The sequence below is a fragment of the Candidatus Dadabacteria bacterium genome, assembly GCA_026706695.1.
GTDB lineage: Bacteria > Desulfobacterota_D > UBA1144 > Nemesobacterales > Nemesobacteraceae > Nemesobacter.
The window spans coordinates 1-16,319 of record JAPOYE010000051.1; the positions used below are offsets into that span (position 1 = coordinate 1).

Sequence of the window (16,319 nt, forward strand, 5' to 3'; positions counted from 1 at the left end):
GTGGGGAACAAGCAAGAACAAGAAGCTGACAGATTTGCCAGCAATTTATTGATTCCAAGAAAGCAAGCAAAAGTCCTCAGTTCTCTTGCACAAACCGGAGTAGCCGTAAGAATTTTTGCTGAAAATATCGGCGTGGCGCCCGGTATTGTCGTTGGTCGGATGCAACACGAAGGGTACTTGCCCAGAAGTCACCTCAACAATTTGAAAGTGCGTTACACATGGGAAACTGAGCGAAATTAGTAGAATAACTCAATCATCACAGAGAGGTGAAGCCCTTCCCGTTGTTTATACGTACCTCTTGCTTTTCAACTATTCTTTTTTTTGAATATACAGAAAATATCTTACGTTACATCAGATAAGACGAGGACATATAAAAACGCTACAATGAACATACATCGTGTCGCTAACTTTCCCTTCTTCAGTAAAATATGGAGCTTTTGCATAACCTTCACTTTTAGTTAGATTTTTCGGGAAAAATTCCTTGGAGCCGAGATGAATTTTAAAAACTACGACACGGAAGGCTTTTACGACGAGGTATTCAAGGATAACGCCACCCCGCATGAGTGGACCCGCTTTTTAACCGACAGGATAGAAAGCCTCTCAGACGGAGAGCTGATCGAGCGGCAGAAAGCGGCCGAGATGAACCTGTTCGAGATGGGGGTCACCTTCACCCTCTACTCGGAAAAAAAGAAGAGTTCCGAGGAGAACATTTTCCCCTTCGACATAATTCCGAGAATAGTGTCAGCCGAGGACTGGGAGCTCATAGAAAGGGGCCTCAAGCAGAGAATCCACGCGCTTAACCTATTCATAGACGACATATACAACGACCGGAAGATTCTGAGGGACAAGGTAGTTCCCAAGGAACTCATCCTCTCAAGCAGGGAGTTTCGCCTTGACTGCGTCGGTTTTTCCCCGCCGAAGAATATCTGGTGCCACATCACGGGAACGGACCTCATAAGACATTCGGACGGAAACTTCTACATCCTCGAAGACAACCTGCGCTCCCCCTCCGGCGTTTCCTACGTGCTTGAGAACCGCGAACTTCTGAAGCGCACGTTTCCCAAGGTATTCGGCACCGTCGAGATAATGCCCATAAGCGATTACGGACTCCATCTCCATGACACCCTCCAGTACCTGCTATCTGACAGAACGGCTAACCCCAAGGTGGTGCTTCTCACCCCGGGGATCTATAACTCGGCCTACTTCGAGCACTCGTTTCTGGCAAAAGAGATGGGAATAGAGCTTGTCGAGGGAAGGGATCTCGTCGTGGTAGAGAACTTCGTTTACCTAAAGACCACTAAGGGACTTGAGAAAGTGGATGTCATATACAGAAGGATAGACGACAACTTCCTTGATCCTCAGGTGTTCCGCCCGGATTCAGTACTTGGAGTTCCAGGGCTTTTCAGCGCGTACAAGGCCGGAAACGTCGCCATAGCCAACGCCCCAGGAGGAGGAGTGGCCGACGACAAGATAATATACGCCTACGTTGAGAAGATAATAAAGTATTACCTAGGAGAAGATCCCATAATCTCGAACGTGCCAACGTATATCTGCGAGGAGGATGAGGCCAGAAAATACGTACTCGACAATATAGAGAAGCTGGTCGTAAAGCCCGCGAATGAATCCGGAGGATACGGGATAGTGTTCGGACCCAAAGCGATGAAAGAGGAGCTGGCCCAAGCCAAAAGAGATATAAAAGCGGATCCCAGAAACTACATAGCCCAGAAGACTATGTCCCTCTCCCGTGCTCCCGTGATAGTGGACGATCACTTCGAGGGACGCCATGTCGATCTGAGACCCTTCATTCTTTACGGAAAAGAAATATTCGTCCTGCCCGGAGGCCTGACCAGGGTGGCGTTGCGCAAAGGTTCAATGATAGTTAATTCGTCCCAGGGAGGCGGAAGCAAAGACACTTGGGTGCTTGCTCCCGCAAAGAACGCCGGGGGCAAAGGAGGCAGAAAATCCTAAGTCGCGTCGCAGAGTCTATATACTGGATGAGCCGCTACGCCGAGCGCGCAGGGAACACCGCGAGGCTTATAAGCGTAAACCTAGGCCTCGCCATTGACACCCATGACTCCGTTGAGCAGGAATGGGACCCCATAGTAAAGGTGACGGGAGACATGGAGCTTTTCAGAAGCCTTTATGACGGCACGACCCGGGAAAACGTAATAAACTTCATGGTACTTGACCGCAACAACCCGAACTCGATCATCTCCTGCGTTAACTGCGCCCGTGAGAACGCAAGTTCCGTTAGGGAGATAATCTCCTCTGAGATGTGGCTTCTAATAAACCGCTTCTACCACAGGCTGAACAGCGACGAAGCCAAGCAGAAGCTGCTCGACAACCCCGGAAAGTTCTGCGAAGTGGCAAAAGTGCAGAGCCTTCTTTTTCACGGATCCGGGTACATAAGCATATCCCACGGCGAGGCGTGGCATTTCTCGGAACTTGGAAAGCAGATGGAACGGGCCGACAACACTTCCAGGATACTCGACGTCAAGTACTACACTCTGCTTCCCAAGGCGGAACTCGTGGGAACGTCGATAGACAACATGCAGTGGATAGCCCTTCTTAAATCGACAAGCGCCCTTGAGACCTACAAGGCGAAGCACCAGCAGATATCAATAGGCAACGTGCTCGATTTTCTCATCCTTGATAACCAGTTTCCCCGCTCGATAATCTACTGCGTCGAACGGGCTGACGAATCGCTTCACTGCATATCCAACAGCCCGGCCGGCTCCTACAACAACGAAACCGAAAAAGAGATGGGAAGGCTTCTATCGGATCTTCGGTTCATAAGCGTCGGGGAGATAATACATCGCGGAATGCACGAGTACCTAAGCAGTTTCCAGTCCCGCATAAACGAGGTCGGAAACCGCGTATACGACGATTACTTCGGCTACAGCTTAACAGACAACATCCTTCGGGACTTTGACGATATCTGAGAGGGAGAAAACAGATGACTTTTTGCGTGGGGATGAGACTCAAAGAAGGGATAATCGGTCTTGCCGACAATCTCATAATAACGGGAAACGAGGCCATACGGGCAAAGAAGGTCACCGCCCACAGGGCCGGGGACAACTCCTTTTTCCTTATGACTTCGGGGCTTCGCTCCGCGAGGGACAAGACTATCACCTATCTTGACGAGGCGCTTGATCACTCTCAGGAATCCCTTGACCGCCTCTACAAGGCAGTGAACATTTTCTCAAGGGAGCTTCGGAGGGTGAAAGAGGAAGACGGAGAGGCGCTTTCCGAATCGGGATTTGCCTTCAACATGTACTCCATAATAGGAGGGCAGTTCGAAAACGATCCCGAGCCCCAGCTTTTCCTCGTCTATCCCCAAGGGAACTGGATCAACGTGGGGACCACCTCCCCCTACGTTATAATAGGCGAGTCGAAATACGGAAAACCGATAATAAAAAGAACCCTTACCTACGATACCAGCTTCGATGTCGCGCTTCGCATCGCATACCTTGCGTTTGATTCAAGCCGCATAAACGCCATAGACGTTGATTTTCCGATAGACATCATAGTCTACAGAAGCAATTCATTTTCCCTCGAGCAGTACAGGTTCAACGAAAACGAGCTGGCGGACATATCCGATTGGTGGCAGGAGAGGCTCAGAAAATCGGCCGAGGAAGTGCCCGCCGAATGGGTAAGAAAAATCCTTAACAGAAGCCCGAAAAGTGCTGCTTAGCATAGATCACAACACAACTTACTCCTACGGGAAAAAAGTGGTCCTGGCCCCTCATACCGTGAGGCTTTGCCCGAGAAACGGCGGGGGGCAGATGACCCATATGTTTTCGCTCAGGACAGATCCCCCCGAAGCGGGAAGAAGCGTGAACTCGGATCTCGACGGAAACACTACCGTTACCCTGTGGTTTATGGGCGAGTTCAACAGTCTTACAATCGATACCAGCTGCGTCGTCGAGACGCTTCGGGAAAACCCTTTTGATTTCATAGTTTCCGACGTAAGGTTCCTTGATCTGCCGATGGAATACCCACGCGAGCAGAAGGCAGCCCTTCGCCCGTACCTGGCGGTAAGCAAAAAAACGGCCCTGGCAGTCTCGCCGCTTCGTGAAACGATTCTCTCGCAGACCATGGGAAAAACCACGGATTTTATTCTCTCGCTCTGCGAGCACATACACGATAACTTTCCCCATATGGTGAGAGAGCAGGGCGGACCCTGGTCCGCGGAGAGGACCCTCAGGGAAAAAAAGGGGTCCTGCAGGGACCTCGTGGAGCTTTTCGCGGCCGTCTGCCGCTCGGTGGGTCTTGCGTGCAGGCACGTAAGCGGCTATGCGCTCAGCGCAAGAAGAAAAAAAGGAGACGAGCTTCACGCCTGGGCCGAGGTCTACATACCGGGCGGAGGATGGAGAGGCTATGATCCCTCTTCGGGTCTCGCAGTCTCAGACCGTCACGTCGCAGTCGCAAGCGGTCCCACCCACGGCCTCATCGCCCCCGTTTCAGGAAGTTTCTATGGGGAGGGAGCCGAAGTCGAGCTCCGGTTCCGTGTAAGGGTAAAAAAGACGGGGAAGCGGGAAAAAAAAGCCCTGGGACTTCTCTAGAGGACAGGATGAACTTCAACAGAGAATTAGTCTGTCTTTACTGTCCACTCCACATGAACAGTGCACGCAGAGAGCAATATCTGCCTCACTGTTATTTTTGAATCCGATCTATCAAGAGAAACCCGTGCTGCAACAGCGTGTTCTTGGTATGGACAGTCAACTACTGGCCCATCAGAGTTGAATGCGGCAACAGAAACCTTCTGTAGCGATGAGAATATAGCCGTCGGAATTTCAACGAGTTGATACATTGACGGGATGCTAGGCCCTTTACGAAACGCGCGCAACATCATAATTGAATCTACCGCTTCCTGATACTCACGGAACAGGGCAAGCGTTCTTTTCCTACGTTCTCTTGCTGTACGCATATCCTGTATCCATGCCGCTTCGGTCAGCTTTGAGATGTGCACTGAGGTACGAGAAAGTTTTTGGGCAGCAGTAGATTTCAGTGAAAGCTTCTGCACCGGAAGGCGGCTGTTCTTAATTTCAATGTCGACAAACCTCTCGGTCTCTGAAAGATAATCTCCTACCTTCCAGCCTGAAGATTCACAAGCATTGCGGAAAACTGCTTCGAAACTCTTTTGAGCAAGAGGTTCCTTGGTAGTTCCATGATGAACAGATAATGCTAGGCCGAAATACTCAATCCATTCAGCAGGCAACCAAGTACCCTGCTGATTCACTGTCGCCTGCGGAGGTTCAGACAAAGAATCCACAATTCTAGAAACGAACAGGACCGCTGTTGGCGATAGTGATTCGAGCTTTTTTTTGAGTTCAGCGAGTGTCACCAATTTCCGAGCCTGCGTTCTATCAGATCAATAAAGGTTGGTTTTAATTCAATTCCAGCCCATTGCCTCCCCAGATTCTGCGCGGCCAGCAAGGTTGTACCTGAACCTGCATAAGGATCCAGCACAAAATCACCAATTCTGCTTGTAATCTGCACGCAACGTTGTGCCAGAGCCACTGGCATTACCGCTGGATGGCTGTCTGCATCTCCATTATTTTTCCTTTGAGGGTCCGTAGGTATATCCCATGTTGTCCGCAGTCGACGGCCATTTATTCCACGAACCGCATCTATGTCGTAATAGTAGTCCTGGTTCTTTGAAAGCAGAAAAATGGCTTCATGAGCTTTTGTAGGGCGGTCGCGGACAGATTCAGGATAAGCATTTGGCTTATTCCAGATGACTTCGGATCGCAACCACCAGCCAGCATCCTGAAGAGCAAAAGCCAATCTCCAAGGAAGTCCAATCAGGTCCTTCGGCTTTAATCCGTCTGGAGTTGCAGGACGCACAGACATCGCACGTGCCCAACTTTTTCTGTCTGGAGCACGATATCGTCGATTCCCAGACGTGTAAGCATCTCCAATATTTAGCCAGACGGTTCCGTCTTTTTTGAGAATCCGTCGAATTTCGTCAAAAGTTTTCACTATTCTGTTGATGTAATCCTCAAGAGTTTCGTCGCATCCAGTCTGTTGATCGACATCATAATCTCGAAGGGACCAGTATGGTGGTGACGTTACTACCGTCTGAATACTTTCATACGGCAACAGTCTCAACGCATCTTTTGCGTCACCCTGGATAAGCACCGATTGAGAAAGCCTATCTACCGGCTCGCTAGTTACTCTAATCAAACGAAAATTTTTTGAGCTTGAAGAAGTTTTGTTACCATGCTGACCGGCAGAAGCATCCACTCCGCCGGAGTTGTCGTCTATAAGTACAAGCTGTATATGGTCGTCGCTCATTGCGTTGAACCCAGATAATGGCGTCTGCAGACCAGCAAAGATTTGATACTGTTCATTACTCAACTTTGGTGATTGAGTTTTTGGATCTGCACAAACTTACCCTCTGTTGAGTATTCTAACGAATAAAGGTGTTTAATCCCAATTTCATTCAGCAAAATTGCATATTATTCCGCGGCGCTTCTCTGATGAAACTTTATAGAGGCCGATCCGGTGCTTCGGCAATGACTTCGGCATGAACAAAAGATAGCAATATTAAGGACAAAAACTTCCACGGTGAACACCCTTTGAAAAGTCGTGCAATTCCGATTTAATTCATGCTATAATAGAAATTTTAGAGAAAGGCCAAAAAAAACCACCGGGCAGTGTTGGCAAACTGCAGTTCATGCTATCGAAAAAAAGTGGGGAAGAGATCTCAATGGTTCGCAGAAAATTTAAATCCAGGTTAAAGGCACTCTTAGGCACTTTCGCTGTGGGCGCGGTTCTTACTCTTGTAAGCGGCGTCTCGGCAAACGCCCAAGACGCGTTCGGCGTAAGCAGCGTCCTGCTTGAGAAGATCACAGTCACGGCGCGGAAACGGGAAGAGCCGATTCAGAACGTTCCGCTCTCGGTAACGCATTTCAGCTCCGAAGAGATTGACGCCCTTAAGGTAAGGAACCTTGAAAGTCTCGCTGTAAAGATGCCCAACGTCGCGCTTGACGATATCGGCACCGTTGGAGGAATCGCCAACTTTTCCATTCGCGGACTCGGGATAAACAGTTCCATACCGTCCGTTGACCCGACCGTGGGAGTGTTCGTCGACGGCGTGTATTTCGGGGCCAACATGGGCGGCGCCCTGTTCGACACGCTTGATATCGAGAGCATCGAGGTGCTTAGGGGTCCGCAGGGAACGCTTTTCGGGCGTAATGTGACCGGGGGCGCGATACTCATCAACACGAAGAAACCCGGAGACACTCTGGAGACGTCCTTTCGCACCTCTTTTGAGGGGGGAGGAGAGAGTCTCAACAGCTACTACATGGGCACGGTGGGAGGCCCTCTGGGCGAAACCCTTAGCGCCAGGATAACCGCGTACACAAACCAGGATAACGGCTGGTTCAAGAACCTCCACACCGGCAAAGCTTTCGGAGATTTAGACGTCCGAATGGTACGGCCGGTGCTCGTCTGGGAACCCACAGACGACCTGAGCCTGGTACTCCGATACCAGTACGATAGCATCGACGGCGACGGCCCCGCGGCACAGAACCACACAAACGGATTCGGCGCCCCAAACTCGGCGGCCAACTTTGACCGCGAGAGCCACGACTTCAGCATCAATAATGAAGGTAAAAGAGAAAACGAAGCTCATTTTTTCGCCGCCCAGATGGACTGGGACGTGGGTTTCGGCAACGGCACGATAACAAACATTTTCGGCTGGCGCGATTCAGAAACCTCCTCGGCAGTTGATCTCGACGCCTCGCCGCTTGAACTCATGAGTGCGCAGGCATGGAGCAATTACAGACAGTGGAGCAACGAACTGCGTTACACGGGCAGGTTTTTTGAAAGACTCAATGCAACTACGGGAGCCTACTACTTTAGCAACAAGATCAACTACCACGAGCACCGTTCTCTGCTTACCGACGCTATTGCGGCATCGGGTCTTCCCTTCCCGCCGGGGACGGACGTGTCCCAGTTCGGAGGCGGAAACTACGATGTTGAAACTCTGGGCCTCTTCCTCTCTCTGGACTATGATCTCACAAGCCAGCTGACGCTCACCGCGGGTACGCGATACACGCGTGACAAAAGAGAGGGCGAAATAGCCTTGATTCCCACCAGCAGTCCCCTCGCGCCTATACCATCCTGCAATATCGTTGAAGGCCCCGCCTGCGAGTTTGATTTTATAGATGAGGAGACATGGCACAGCTGGTCACCCAAGCTCGGCGCCACTTATTACATAAGCGGCGAAGCCAACGTTTACGGACACTGGACCAGAGGATTTCGCTCCGGAGGCTATAACCTTCGCAACCTTTCGCCTGAGCACTCTCCGGGACCGTATGATGAAGAGAAGATCGACAGCTTCGAGGTCGGATTCAAGGTCACAAAAGACCGCGGCCGTCTATACGGAGCAGCCTTCTACAACATGATTGATGACACGCAAAGGGAAATTAATTTTCCCGATCCAGTACTCGGTATAGTTCAGTTGATCGACAACACCGCCGATGTCGAGACCTACGGTTTTGAGCTTGACGGCCTGTTCGCCATTGCGGAGAACCTGTTCCTGACCGGTTCCGTGGGATACATAAACCCTGAGTACACCAAAGTAAAACACGACCTCAATCGAGACGAGACTCTTGACGTAAAAGATCTAGCTTTAGAGCTTCCCCGCGCCGCAAAGTGGACTTACAGCGTGGGACTCACCCACGACACGGGAGCGACCAGTTGGGGGCGGATGACGTCCCGAATAAGCTACGCCTATCGTGACAAGTCATACTTCACCGATGACAACAGGGGCTATATCCTGGAGCAGAACATACTTGACGCCGGGATTGACATCATTCCCGCAAACGGCCGGTTCTCAATCGGCCTTTACGGCAAGAACCTGCTTAACGAAGTCAAGCACGGAGGCGACAGCCAGTTGCCCACCACGTTGGGCGCACCCCCGCTGGCGGCACCTCTTGGCGGCACATTCTCGCCGCTTGCAAAAGGCAGGATCTTCGGAGTTCAGCTGACCTACCGGCACAAGAGCTGACGGACCGGCAATTGTGCCCCAGGACGGTTATGAGTAGTCGCAGTCGCGGTGGCTGAAACGAGAATTCCCAAGCGGAAATCCCTTCTCCATCCCTGAGGCGTTTTTGCGTCCTTAGGAGATTTTTTGATCCCGGATACTGCTGTTTTCTTTTCAGCCCCGAAACCCAAATTCTCATATATGATTATCCTTGAGTGTTGTAATAAAAACCCCGGTTGCTATATAATGTTTTTTTTCGCAGAAAGGAGTTTTTCATGAACAGTTCAGCCCAGAGGGCGGAAATACTGGTCGAAGCCCTGCCCTACATAGAGGCGTTTCACGGCAAAACCGTCGTGGTCAAATACGGCGGAAGCTTAGCCAAGACGGATCTTTCAAATTTCGTGCGCGACCTAGTACTGATGAAATACGTCGGGATAAAACCGGTAGTAGTGCACGGAGGAGGACTCCAGATCCAGGAGTATCTCGACACTATGGGAATAAAATCCGACTTCATAGCCGGGCTCCGCGTTACCAACAAAGAGGTAATGGAAGTGGTCGAGATGGTGCTTGTCGGAAAGATAAACCAGCAGATCGTAACGTCGATAAACCGCCACCAGATGGAAACGGTGGGGCTCTCGGGCAAGGAAGGAAAGCTTATAAAAGCTAAAAAGTTCGACCTTCACGAATTCGCCGCCAAACACCGTATAGATATTGCCGAGGACGCAGACCTCGGCTACGTGGGCGAGGTTCAGGAAGTAAACCCCGAGGTAATCAGGGTGCTTGAAGGCAAAAATATCATTCCGATTATAGCCCCCATAGGGCTGGGGGAGGACGGAACCACCTACAACATAAATGCGGACCACGTGGCGGGGAAAATAGCGGGAGCGCTTCGTGCTGCAAAGCTCATACTGCTAACCAACGTTGACGGCATCCTAGACAAGAAAGAAAAGCTCATATCCTCCGTGACTAAAAAGCAGGTTGAGAAACTTATCAGGAACGGGACGATAAACAGCGGAATGATCCCCAAGGTGATGTGCGCGCTTGAGGCTCTGGAAGAAGGGGTCAGCAAGGTACACATAATAAACGGGGGAGTAAAAAGGGCTCTCATACTCGAGCTTCTTACCGATCTGGGAATAGGGACGGAGATAACCCTTTGAGGTCAGGGAAAATGGAAGACCCGCGGGGAAAATATCTGATGGAGACCTACAGCCGTCTTCCCATAACGATGCGGAAGGGAAGCGGTTCGTGGCTCTGGGATACGGAAGGGAAAAAGTATCTTGACTACACGACCGGGATAGCCGTTAACAATCTCGGGCACTGTCACCCTAGTATCACGGACGCCATAACATCCCAAGCTGCCACTCTGATTCACACCTCAAACCTCTTTAACATAGAAAACCAGAATGCACTCTCCGAGATGCTCGTTTCAAACTCGTTTGCGGACAAGGTGTTTTTCTGTAACAGCGGAACCGAAGCCGTTGAAGGCTCGATAAAGCTCGCCAGGAAATGGGGAGCGCAAAACGGCGGAAAATTTGGGGTCATTTCAACCGAAGGAGCTTTTCACGGAAGGACTTTCGGGGCGCTTAGCGCCACGGAATCTGAAAAATACAGGGAGGGGTTTTCCCCTTTCCTTGAAGGATTCCACTTCGCTCCCTACGGGGACCCCGAGGCGATAGCCCGCCTGGCCTCGGAGACAAACCCCTGCGCGGTCATTCTCGAACCGGTGCAGGGAGAAAACGGGGTCATCGTTCCGCCCCCCGGGTACCTAAAGCAGGTAGAGGAGATCTGCGGGAAAAGCGACATGCTGCTCATACTTGATGAGATCCAGGTCGGGATGGGAAGGACGGGAAGACTGTTTGCCTACGAGCACGAGGACGTAAGGCCCGACATAGTGGCACTCGCAAAGGCTCTCGGCGGCGGGGTGCCGTGCGGAGCGGTTCTGGCTAGGGAGGACGTGGCGAAGCACTTCACTCCCGGGGCCCACGGAAGCACTTTCGGTGGAAATCCCCTGGCCGCGGGGGCGGCCTGCGCCGCGATCGAAACGATACTTCGGGAAAACCTGCCCGAAAGAGCGGGAGAGCTCGGAGACTATTTTCTTGGCAAGCTTGAAGATGTCCGGAAAAAATATTCCGAGCATATAACAGAGGTAAGGGGAAAGGGGCTTATAATCGGGGTTGAGTTCTCAGACGGGACCTTCGCCCGGGACTGTTTTTCGGTCTCAGTTCAAAACGGGCTTCTAGTTATACTTACCGTCGAGCGCGTGTTTCGGATTCTTCCTCCGCTTAACACAAACAAAGAAGAAATTGACTTTGCCGTCGATGTCATAACGAAATCCATCGAGGAGGTGGTTTCTAGTGGGTAGGAATCTTCTTGCCGTCTCAGACCTTGAAAAAAGCGAGATCAGGGAAATAATCCGCCGCTCCGGCGAACTAAAGGAACTGAAAAAACAGGGCGAGAGCCCGAGAAGCCTCGCGGGCATGTCAGTGGGTCTTCTTTTTGAAAAACAGTCGACCAGAACGAGGCTTTCCTTCGAAGCGGGCCTTTTCGACTTGGGCGCCCAGGGGATTTACATGAATCCGGCGGATACCCAGCTCGGAAGGGGGGAAACCATAGCCGACACGGCGAAGATTCTCTCCTCCTACCTTGACGGGATAATAATAAGGACGTACGGACAGGAAAAAGCCCTCGAGCTCGCAGAGAACTCGACAGTCCCCGTGATAAACGCCCTTACCGACCTTGAACATCCAACGCAGATAATTTCCGATCTTTTTTCAATCTCGGAGCAGGGAATAAATCCCGAGAAGTTCAAGCTTGCCTTTCTCGGCGACGGAAACAATATAGCCAATTCCTTCGTGGCCGCCTCCGCGATAATGGGCTTTGACCTTTCGCTTGCGGTTCCCCCGGGATATGAGCCCAACCCGGCGATTATGGGCGAGGCCTCAGAACAAGGAAACTCGGAAATCGAAGTCACCCACGACCCCGCCTCCGCGGTAAGGGACGCTGACGTGATCTACACCGACGTCTGGGTAAGCATGGGTGAAGAGGGAAAAGGCATCGAGATCTTCAGGCCCTTTCAGGTAAACGAGAAACTTCTTTCCTCCTGCCGCAAAAAGCCCCTGATAATGCACTGTCTTCCGGCTCACAGGGGAGAAGAGATAACCGCAGGAGTAATGGACAGTTCCAGCTGCATCGCCTTCACTCAGGCCGAAAACAAGCTTCACGCAGGAAAAGCCATACTTGAATTCTGCCTTCTTGATTACCTCGCATCTTAAAACCCCGGCACTTTCGTTCAGCAGGAAAAAGACGGATTCGCTGTCCGGTTAGCGCAGAAACTCCTTTACGTTGCGCGCGGCTTGTTTCGTCATGCCCTTTATGGAGGCGAGTTCCTCGGCTGTGGCCCCTTTTATCTTCTCCACGCTCCCGAAGTGATTAAGAAGCAGGAGTTTCCTCTTTTTTCCTATGCCCGGAACGCCGTCCATCTGAGAAGCCAGGGTCTTGCCTTTCCTTAATTCCCTGTGATAGGTGATCGCGAAGCGGTGTGCTTCGTCCCTTACCCTCATCAGGAAGTAAACGCCCTTTTTGTTTGACAAAAAATCGCAAGGTTCGCCCTTTCCATGCACGTAAATCCTGTCGATCCCGCCCCGGCCCTCGGTTTTCGCTATCGAGGCGAGATCAAGCTCGTTTTCCACGCCGCAGTCTCGAAGCGCCGCGTAGGCGGCATTGAGCTGTCCCTTCCCCCCGTCTATAAGCATGAGATCCGGAAGATCCCAGTTATCATCTCCTACCCGAAGAGCCCTCCTGTAAACGACCTCGTACATCGACCGGAAATCATCCTGGCCCGAGGTGGCCGTGATCCTGTACCTTCTGTACCTGTCCCGCTCAGGCTTCGCGTTTCGGAACCTCACGAGCGAAGCGACCGTCTGGTGCCCCTGGATGTTCGATATGTCGAAGCACTCTATGGCATAAGGAACCCGTTTCATCCCGGCCGACTTCCTTATGCCTCGAAGAAGTGTGCCCTGCTTGGCCTTTTCCTCGGCTTTTCTCGCAAAACTCTCCCGCGCGTTTTTCATCGCGAAGCGGACGAGCTCGCTCTTGGCTCCCCTCCGGGGAGTCTCGACGTAAACCCGCTTTCCCTTTTTCTCGGTAAGCCACTCCGAGTACCCCTCGCGGTCCCTTATGGAAAGAGGCAGGAGAACTCTCTTTGGAATATAGCGGTCAGAGAAGTAAAACCTGCCGAGAAATTCCCTCACGCATTCCGCCTCATCGCCGTGGGGGCTTTTTACGGAAAAATCGAGCTTGTCGACCACCGAGCCGCCCCTCGAGAGCAGGACGGTAAATTCGTAGTTCTCGGAGTCCCTGTAAAAACCCACTATGTCCATGTCTTCGAACCTCGAGGAAGTAACCTTCTCTATCTCGGCGTTTTCCTCCAGACTTACAAGCTGATCCCTGTAGTAGGCGGCGTTTTCATATCTTCCATCCTCTGAGGCTCTCTCCATCATCTCCCTGATCATTCTCACCAGTTTTTTTCTTTCGCCCCGAAGGAACGACGCGGCCTGGCTTACGAGTTCCCCGTAGTCCTCCTCCGAGATCTTGCCCGCGCAGGGGCCCGAGCAAAGCTTCATAAAATAGTTAAGACAGGGGCGGGTGCTGTGCCTTTCGAACTTGCCCTGGGTGCAGTCCCTGAGAGGAAAAAGCCTGTGGACGAGGTTCACCGTGCTCTTAAGAAATTTGCCCGAGGCGAACGGACCGAAATAAAGCGCCCCGTCGTCCCGTATTCTCCTCGTGCGCGAAAGCCTGGGGAACCTCTCTCCCACCGAGAGGCGAAGAGACGAAAACGTCTTGTCGTCCTTAAGACGTATGTTGTACTTCGGTTTGTGACGCTTTATAAGGGAGTTCTCGATGAAAAGGGCTTCGCTTTCCCCCTCGGTCACCACGTAGTCGATCGAGTCGACTTCCCTTACCAGATACGGTATCTGTCCCCTGTCGCTTCCCCTCTGGAAATAGGACATCACCCGGGCGCGAAGGTTCTTGGCCTTGCCTATATAGACCGGGGTACCGCCCGGACCCTTCATTATATAGACCCCTGTAGTGGCGGGAAATGATCTGGAGAGTTCAAGAATCTTTTGGCGCATAAGATACAAAAAATCAAAAGTCACTATATGTCAAGATCCAGGAAGCTTTTCAACTCAATCATCTAGATACATTTAAATGATTTTGAGAACACTTTTCAGATTATAAAGCTATAAAAATAGTACTAAGCCAGCGTGAAAATTGTTGGAGGTCTGCATTGAAAGGAGGAATTCAGGCGGGACAGCCTTTTAATAATTCGTGGTCTCAAGACATCTACTGGAATCTTTTATTTGTTTTTTTCAGTTCGATTGAAACCACTAAAATCGTAACCAGCGTATTGATGGCGAGTAGTATCAGATCTATGCGTAAACCCATTATCATTTTCGGTACGAGTCCGAAAAGCGACATTAAAAACACAACCAAGCTGATAACCGTAAAAACTGGGATTACGGAATTGAAGCTTCTTCCTTTGCATAGAATCGCGGTAAGAACCATAGGTGCCATGAGAGCAGTACCCATGAATCCCGACACAGCAAGAGAGATAATTCCCTGAGAACTCTTCATAGCAACAATGAAAGAGGCTATGCAAAATACCAGTATAACTAGTTTCACAAAAACAATAGGGGATACTTTTAACTTCCTGCTAAACCTGCCAAGAGCATTGTTAATCTCAGACCCAAGAGCGAAAAACTGAGAGTCAGATGTCGACATAGCCGCCGCCAGAATGCCTATTAAGGCAACGGCACCTATAACGGGATTCTGCTCAAGTATCAGTTTGCCGATGAACTCCGGGCCCGTTTTAGCCGGTATTGCAACTGCACCGTATAAACCGATTATAAGCCCTGCTATCAGAAGCAGGAAGGTGAAAGACGCATGCAAAACCGGGATTTTGCGTCTCTCGTTCAAACCCTTGAGAATGCTGAGCCTCGAAGTCAACTGAGGTTGCGAGACGGGTAGCAACACAATTGATATAAATCCCGCAATAAGCCACTGAACCGATAACAATCCCTTGGGGCCTGGAGTAGATAGCAGTGCAGGTTCCTCCTCCGCCACGGCCTGAACTAACTTTCCAATACCTCCAAAGTTATCCAGAACAATAAATGCCATTATCCATATAACGGTAAACAGTACAATTCCCTGAAGTGAGTCACAGTACATAATACCTCTGAGTCCTCCTATGGAAGAGTACAGATACATAAGAAACAGTATAATGACAGCCCAACCCCACTGGGGAACTTCATAGGGAACAACGTGGGCTAGAATGCCCGACGCTCCCTTTATTTGAATTGCTATGTAGGGAACGAGAAATATGACAAGGCCCAGAACATACACGAAAACTCCACGGGAACTAAAAGTTTCACGTAGCAGATCCGATATGCCCCGAAAATCCGTTGAAGAGATCCTTTCCCTTAATTTGAGTGCGAGCCAAAGCGTGAAGACGGCTAAAGCCATATCGGTAACGCCAAGGAATATCCACGTGCCCACGCCGTGCACGCGGAAGAAATTGGGCATCCCTATCAATATGAATGTACTGTAGAGGGTAGCAAAAAAGGTTAAGAAGCCAATTATAGTTCCAAGACTGCCGCCCGCAAGAAGGAATTCGTATTCATCCCCTTTGTTTTTCCTGTTTCCTATGACAGCGAGGGATATCAACACTGCAAGATATACTAGTGCAACTGCAACAAATGCCATTCCCCTGTTCATGTCTATTTCTTCCTCTTATATAAGCAGGCTACCCTTGGTCACCGGACGTAAGCATTGCCAAAACAAGCAGCACATATATGGAGAGTGATATTCCCAACCCAGCCCAGAGAGTCCTAGGAAGTCCCAGAAAATATGGCTCCGCCACTCCATAGGGCATTACCAGAGGAGTGAAAGACACCGCTGACAAAATAGATACCGCCACCCCAAAGAATATCCATCGATTCTTATTACTCATGTCTAGAACACAACTGCCTATTAACGTTAGTTCCTGAAGAAACCAACCTATTAAGTCTACAAAAAAGTTCAAATAAATTAAAACCAACTATAAATCTCTTTGCAATTATAGACAAGTTAAACATGCCGATAACCTCATTACATATGTAGGTACCGTCTTCCTGATATTGATGCAACTGAAAAAATGATTTTGCCATTTGATCCTTTTCGTTATACCCGCAACGGGCAGGGTCAAAAGCAATCGAGGCTGACGCTACTCAGCAATTCCCACTAACGGCACATCAAGCTTTGACTTGTAGGTGTCTGGGGATTT

The 16,319-nt window shown here is 50.5% G+C and carries 13 protein-coding genes; 9 read left to right on the forward strand and 4 right to left on the reverse strand.

The window, feature by feature from the left end; translation table 11 throughout:
- The 5 genes from OXG10_03820 to OXG10_03840 all read left to right on the forward strand — a co-directional run.
- Positions 1-240: XRE family transcriptional regulator (locus tag OXG10_03820; protein MCY3826496.1), on the forward strand; the 240-nt coding region annotated here is incomplete at its 5' end.
- Positions 241-492: 252 nt separating this feature from the next.
- Positions 493-1,968 carry a circularly permuted type 2 ATP-grasp protein gene (locus OXG10_03825; GenBank protein MCY3826497.1) on the forward strand — a complete coding sequence of 492 codons (1,476 nt, stop codon included), beginning with the start codon at positions 493-495 and terminating at the stop codon, positions 1,966-1,968.
- A 26-nt stretch (positions 1,969-1,994) separates the two neighbouring features.
- Entirely contained in the window at positions 1,995-2,942 is a 948-nt protein-coding gene (locus OXG10_03830) for an alpha-E domain-containing protein (protein MCY3826498.1), read from the forward strand.
- A gap of 14 nt (positions 2,943-2,956) precedes the next feature.
- Positions 2,957-3,694: a peptidase gene (locus OXG10_03835; protein MCY3826499.1), complete on the forward strand. Its 738-nt coding sequence runs from the start codon at positions 2,957-2,959 to the stop codon at positions 3,692-3,694.
- The gene (locus OXG10_03840; GenBank protein ID MCY3826500.1) at positions 3,684-4,565 is read left to right on the forward strand and encodes a transglutaminase family protein; all 882 of its coding nucleotides are present in this window, start codon (positions 3,684-3,686) and stop codon (positions 4,563-4,565) included. Before OXG10_03835 ends, OXG10_03840 begins: the two co-directional genes overlap by 11 nt.
- Positions 4,566-4,591: 26 nt before the next feature.
- Here OXG10_03840 and OXG10_03845 read toward each other — a convergent pair whose 3' ends face one another.
- Both OXG10_03845 and OXG10_03850 read right to left on the reverse strand, forming a co-directional pair.
- The gene (locus OXG10_03845; GenBank protein ID MCY3826501.1) at positions 4,592-5,347 is read right to left on the reverse strand and encodes a hypothetical protein; all 756 of its coding nucleotides are present in this window, start codon (positions 5,345-5,347) and stop codon (positions 4,592-4,594) included.
- Complete coding sequence (locus tag OXG10_03850; protein MCY3826502.1) at positions 5,344-6,300, reverse strand: site-specific DNA-methyltransferase; 957 nt, start codon at positions 6,298-6,300, stop codon at positions 5,344-5,346. The genes OXG10_03845 and OXG10_03850 overlap by 4 nt, the downstream gene beginning before the upstream one ends.
- Positions 6,301-6,715: 415 nt before the next feature.
- Here OXG10_03850 and OXG10_03855 point away from each other — a divergent pair, with 415 nt between their 5' ends.
- The 4 genes from OXG10_03855 to argF all read left to right on the forward strand — a co-directional run bounded on the left by OXG10_03855 (position 6,716) and on the right by argF (position 12,270).
- Complete coding sequence (locus OXG10_03855; GenBank protein MCY3826503.1) at positions 6,716-9,022, forward strand: TonB-dependent receptor; 2,307 nt, start codon at positions 6,716-6,718, stop codon at positions 9,020-9,022.
- A gap of 251 nt (positions 9,023-9,273) precedes the next feature.
- The gene (gene argB, locus OXG10_03860) at positions 9,274-10,155 is read left to right on the forward strand and encodes an acetylglutamate kinase (GenBank protein MCY3826504.1); all 882 of its coding nucleotides are present in this window, start codon (positions 9,274-9,276) and stop codon (positions 10,153-10,155) included.
- An 11-nt stretch (positions 10,156-10,166) separates the two neighbouring features.
- Positions 10,167-11,360, forward strand: coding sequence for an aspartate aminotransferase family protein (locus OXG10_03865; GenBank protein ID MCY3826505.1), 1,194 nt, complete (start codon positions 10,167-10,169; stop codon positions 11,358-11,360).
- Entirely contained in the window at positions 11,353-12,270 is a 918-nt protein-coding gene (argF, locus tag OXG10_03870) for an ornithine carbamoyltransferase (protein MCY3826506.1), read from the forward strand. Before OXG10_03865 ends, argF begins: the two co-directional genes overlap by 8 nt.
- Before the next feature lie 48 nt (positions 12,271-12,318).
- Here the strand turns inward: argF and uvrC are convergent, their stop codons facing one another.
- Positions 12,319-14,130: an excinuclease ABC subunit UvrC gene (gene uvrC / locus OXG10_03875; protein ID MCY3826507.1), complete on the reverse strand. Its 1,812-nt coding sequence runs from the start codon at positions 14,128-14,130 to the stop codon at positions 12,319-12,321.
- A gap of 211 nt (positions 14,131-14,341) precedes the next feature.
- Entirely contained in the window at positions 14,342-15,772 is a 1,431-nt protein-coding gene (locus OXG10_03880) for a sodium:solute symporter family protein (GenBank protein ID MCY3826508.1), read from the reverse strand.
- Positions 15,773-16,319 lie beyond the last annotated feature (547 nt).

Excerpts from the sequence above, each read along its gene's own strand:
- OXG10_03825 (MCY3826497.1), top strand. The coding sequence starts at position 493 with ATGAATTTTAAAAACTACGACACGGAAGGCTTTTACGACGAGGTATTC.
- OXG10_03880 (MCY3826508.1), bottom strand. The coding sequence starts at position 15,772 with ATGAACAGGGGAATGGCATTTGTTGCAGTTGCACTAGTATATCTTGCA.
- argB (MCY3826504.1), top strand. The coding sequence starts at position 9,274 with ATGAACAGTTCAGCCCAGAGGGCGGAAATACTGGTCGAAGCCCTGCCC.
- OXG10_03835 (MCY3826499.1), top strand. The coding sequence starts at position 2,957 with ATGACTTTTTGCGTGGGGATGAGACTCAAAGAAGGGATAATCGGTCTT.
- uvrC (MCY3826507.1), bottom strand. The coding sequence starts at position 14,130 with ATGCGCCAAAAGATTCTTGAACTCTCCAGATCATTTCCCGCCACTACA.
- OXG10_03850 (MCY3826502.1), bottom strand. The coding sequence starts at position 6,300 with ATGAGCGACGACCATATACAGCTTGTACTTATAGACGACAACTCCGGC.
- OXG10_03865 (MCY3826505.1), top strand. The coding sequence starts at position 10,167 with ATGGAAGACCCGCGGGGAAAATATCTGATGGAGACCTACAGCCGTCTT.
- OXG10_03830 (MCY3826498.1), top strand. The coding sequence starts at position 1,995 with ATGAGCCGCTACGCCGAGCGCGCAGGGAACACCGCGAGGCTTATAAGC.
- OXG10_03855 (MCY3826503.1), top strand. The coding sequence starts at position 6,716 with ATGGTTCGCAGAAAATTTAAATCCAGGTTAAAGGCACTCTTAGGCACT.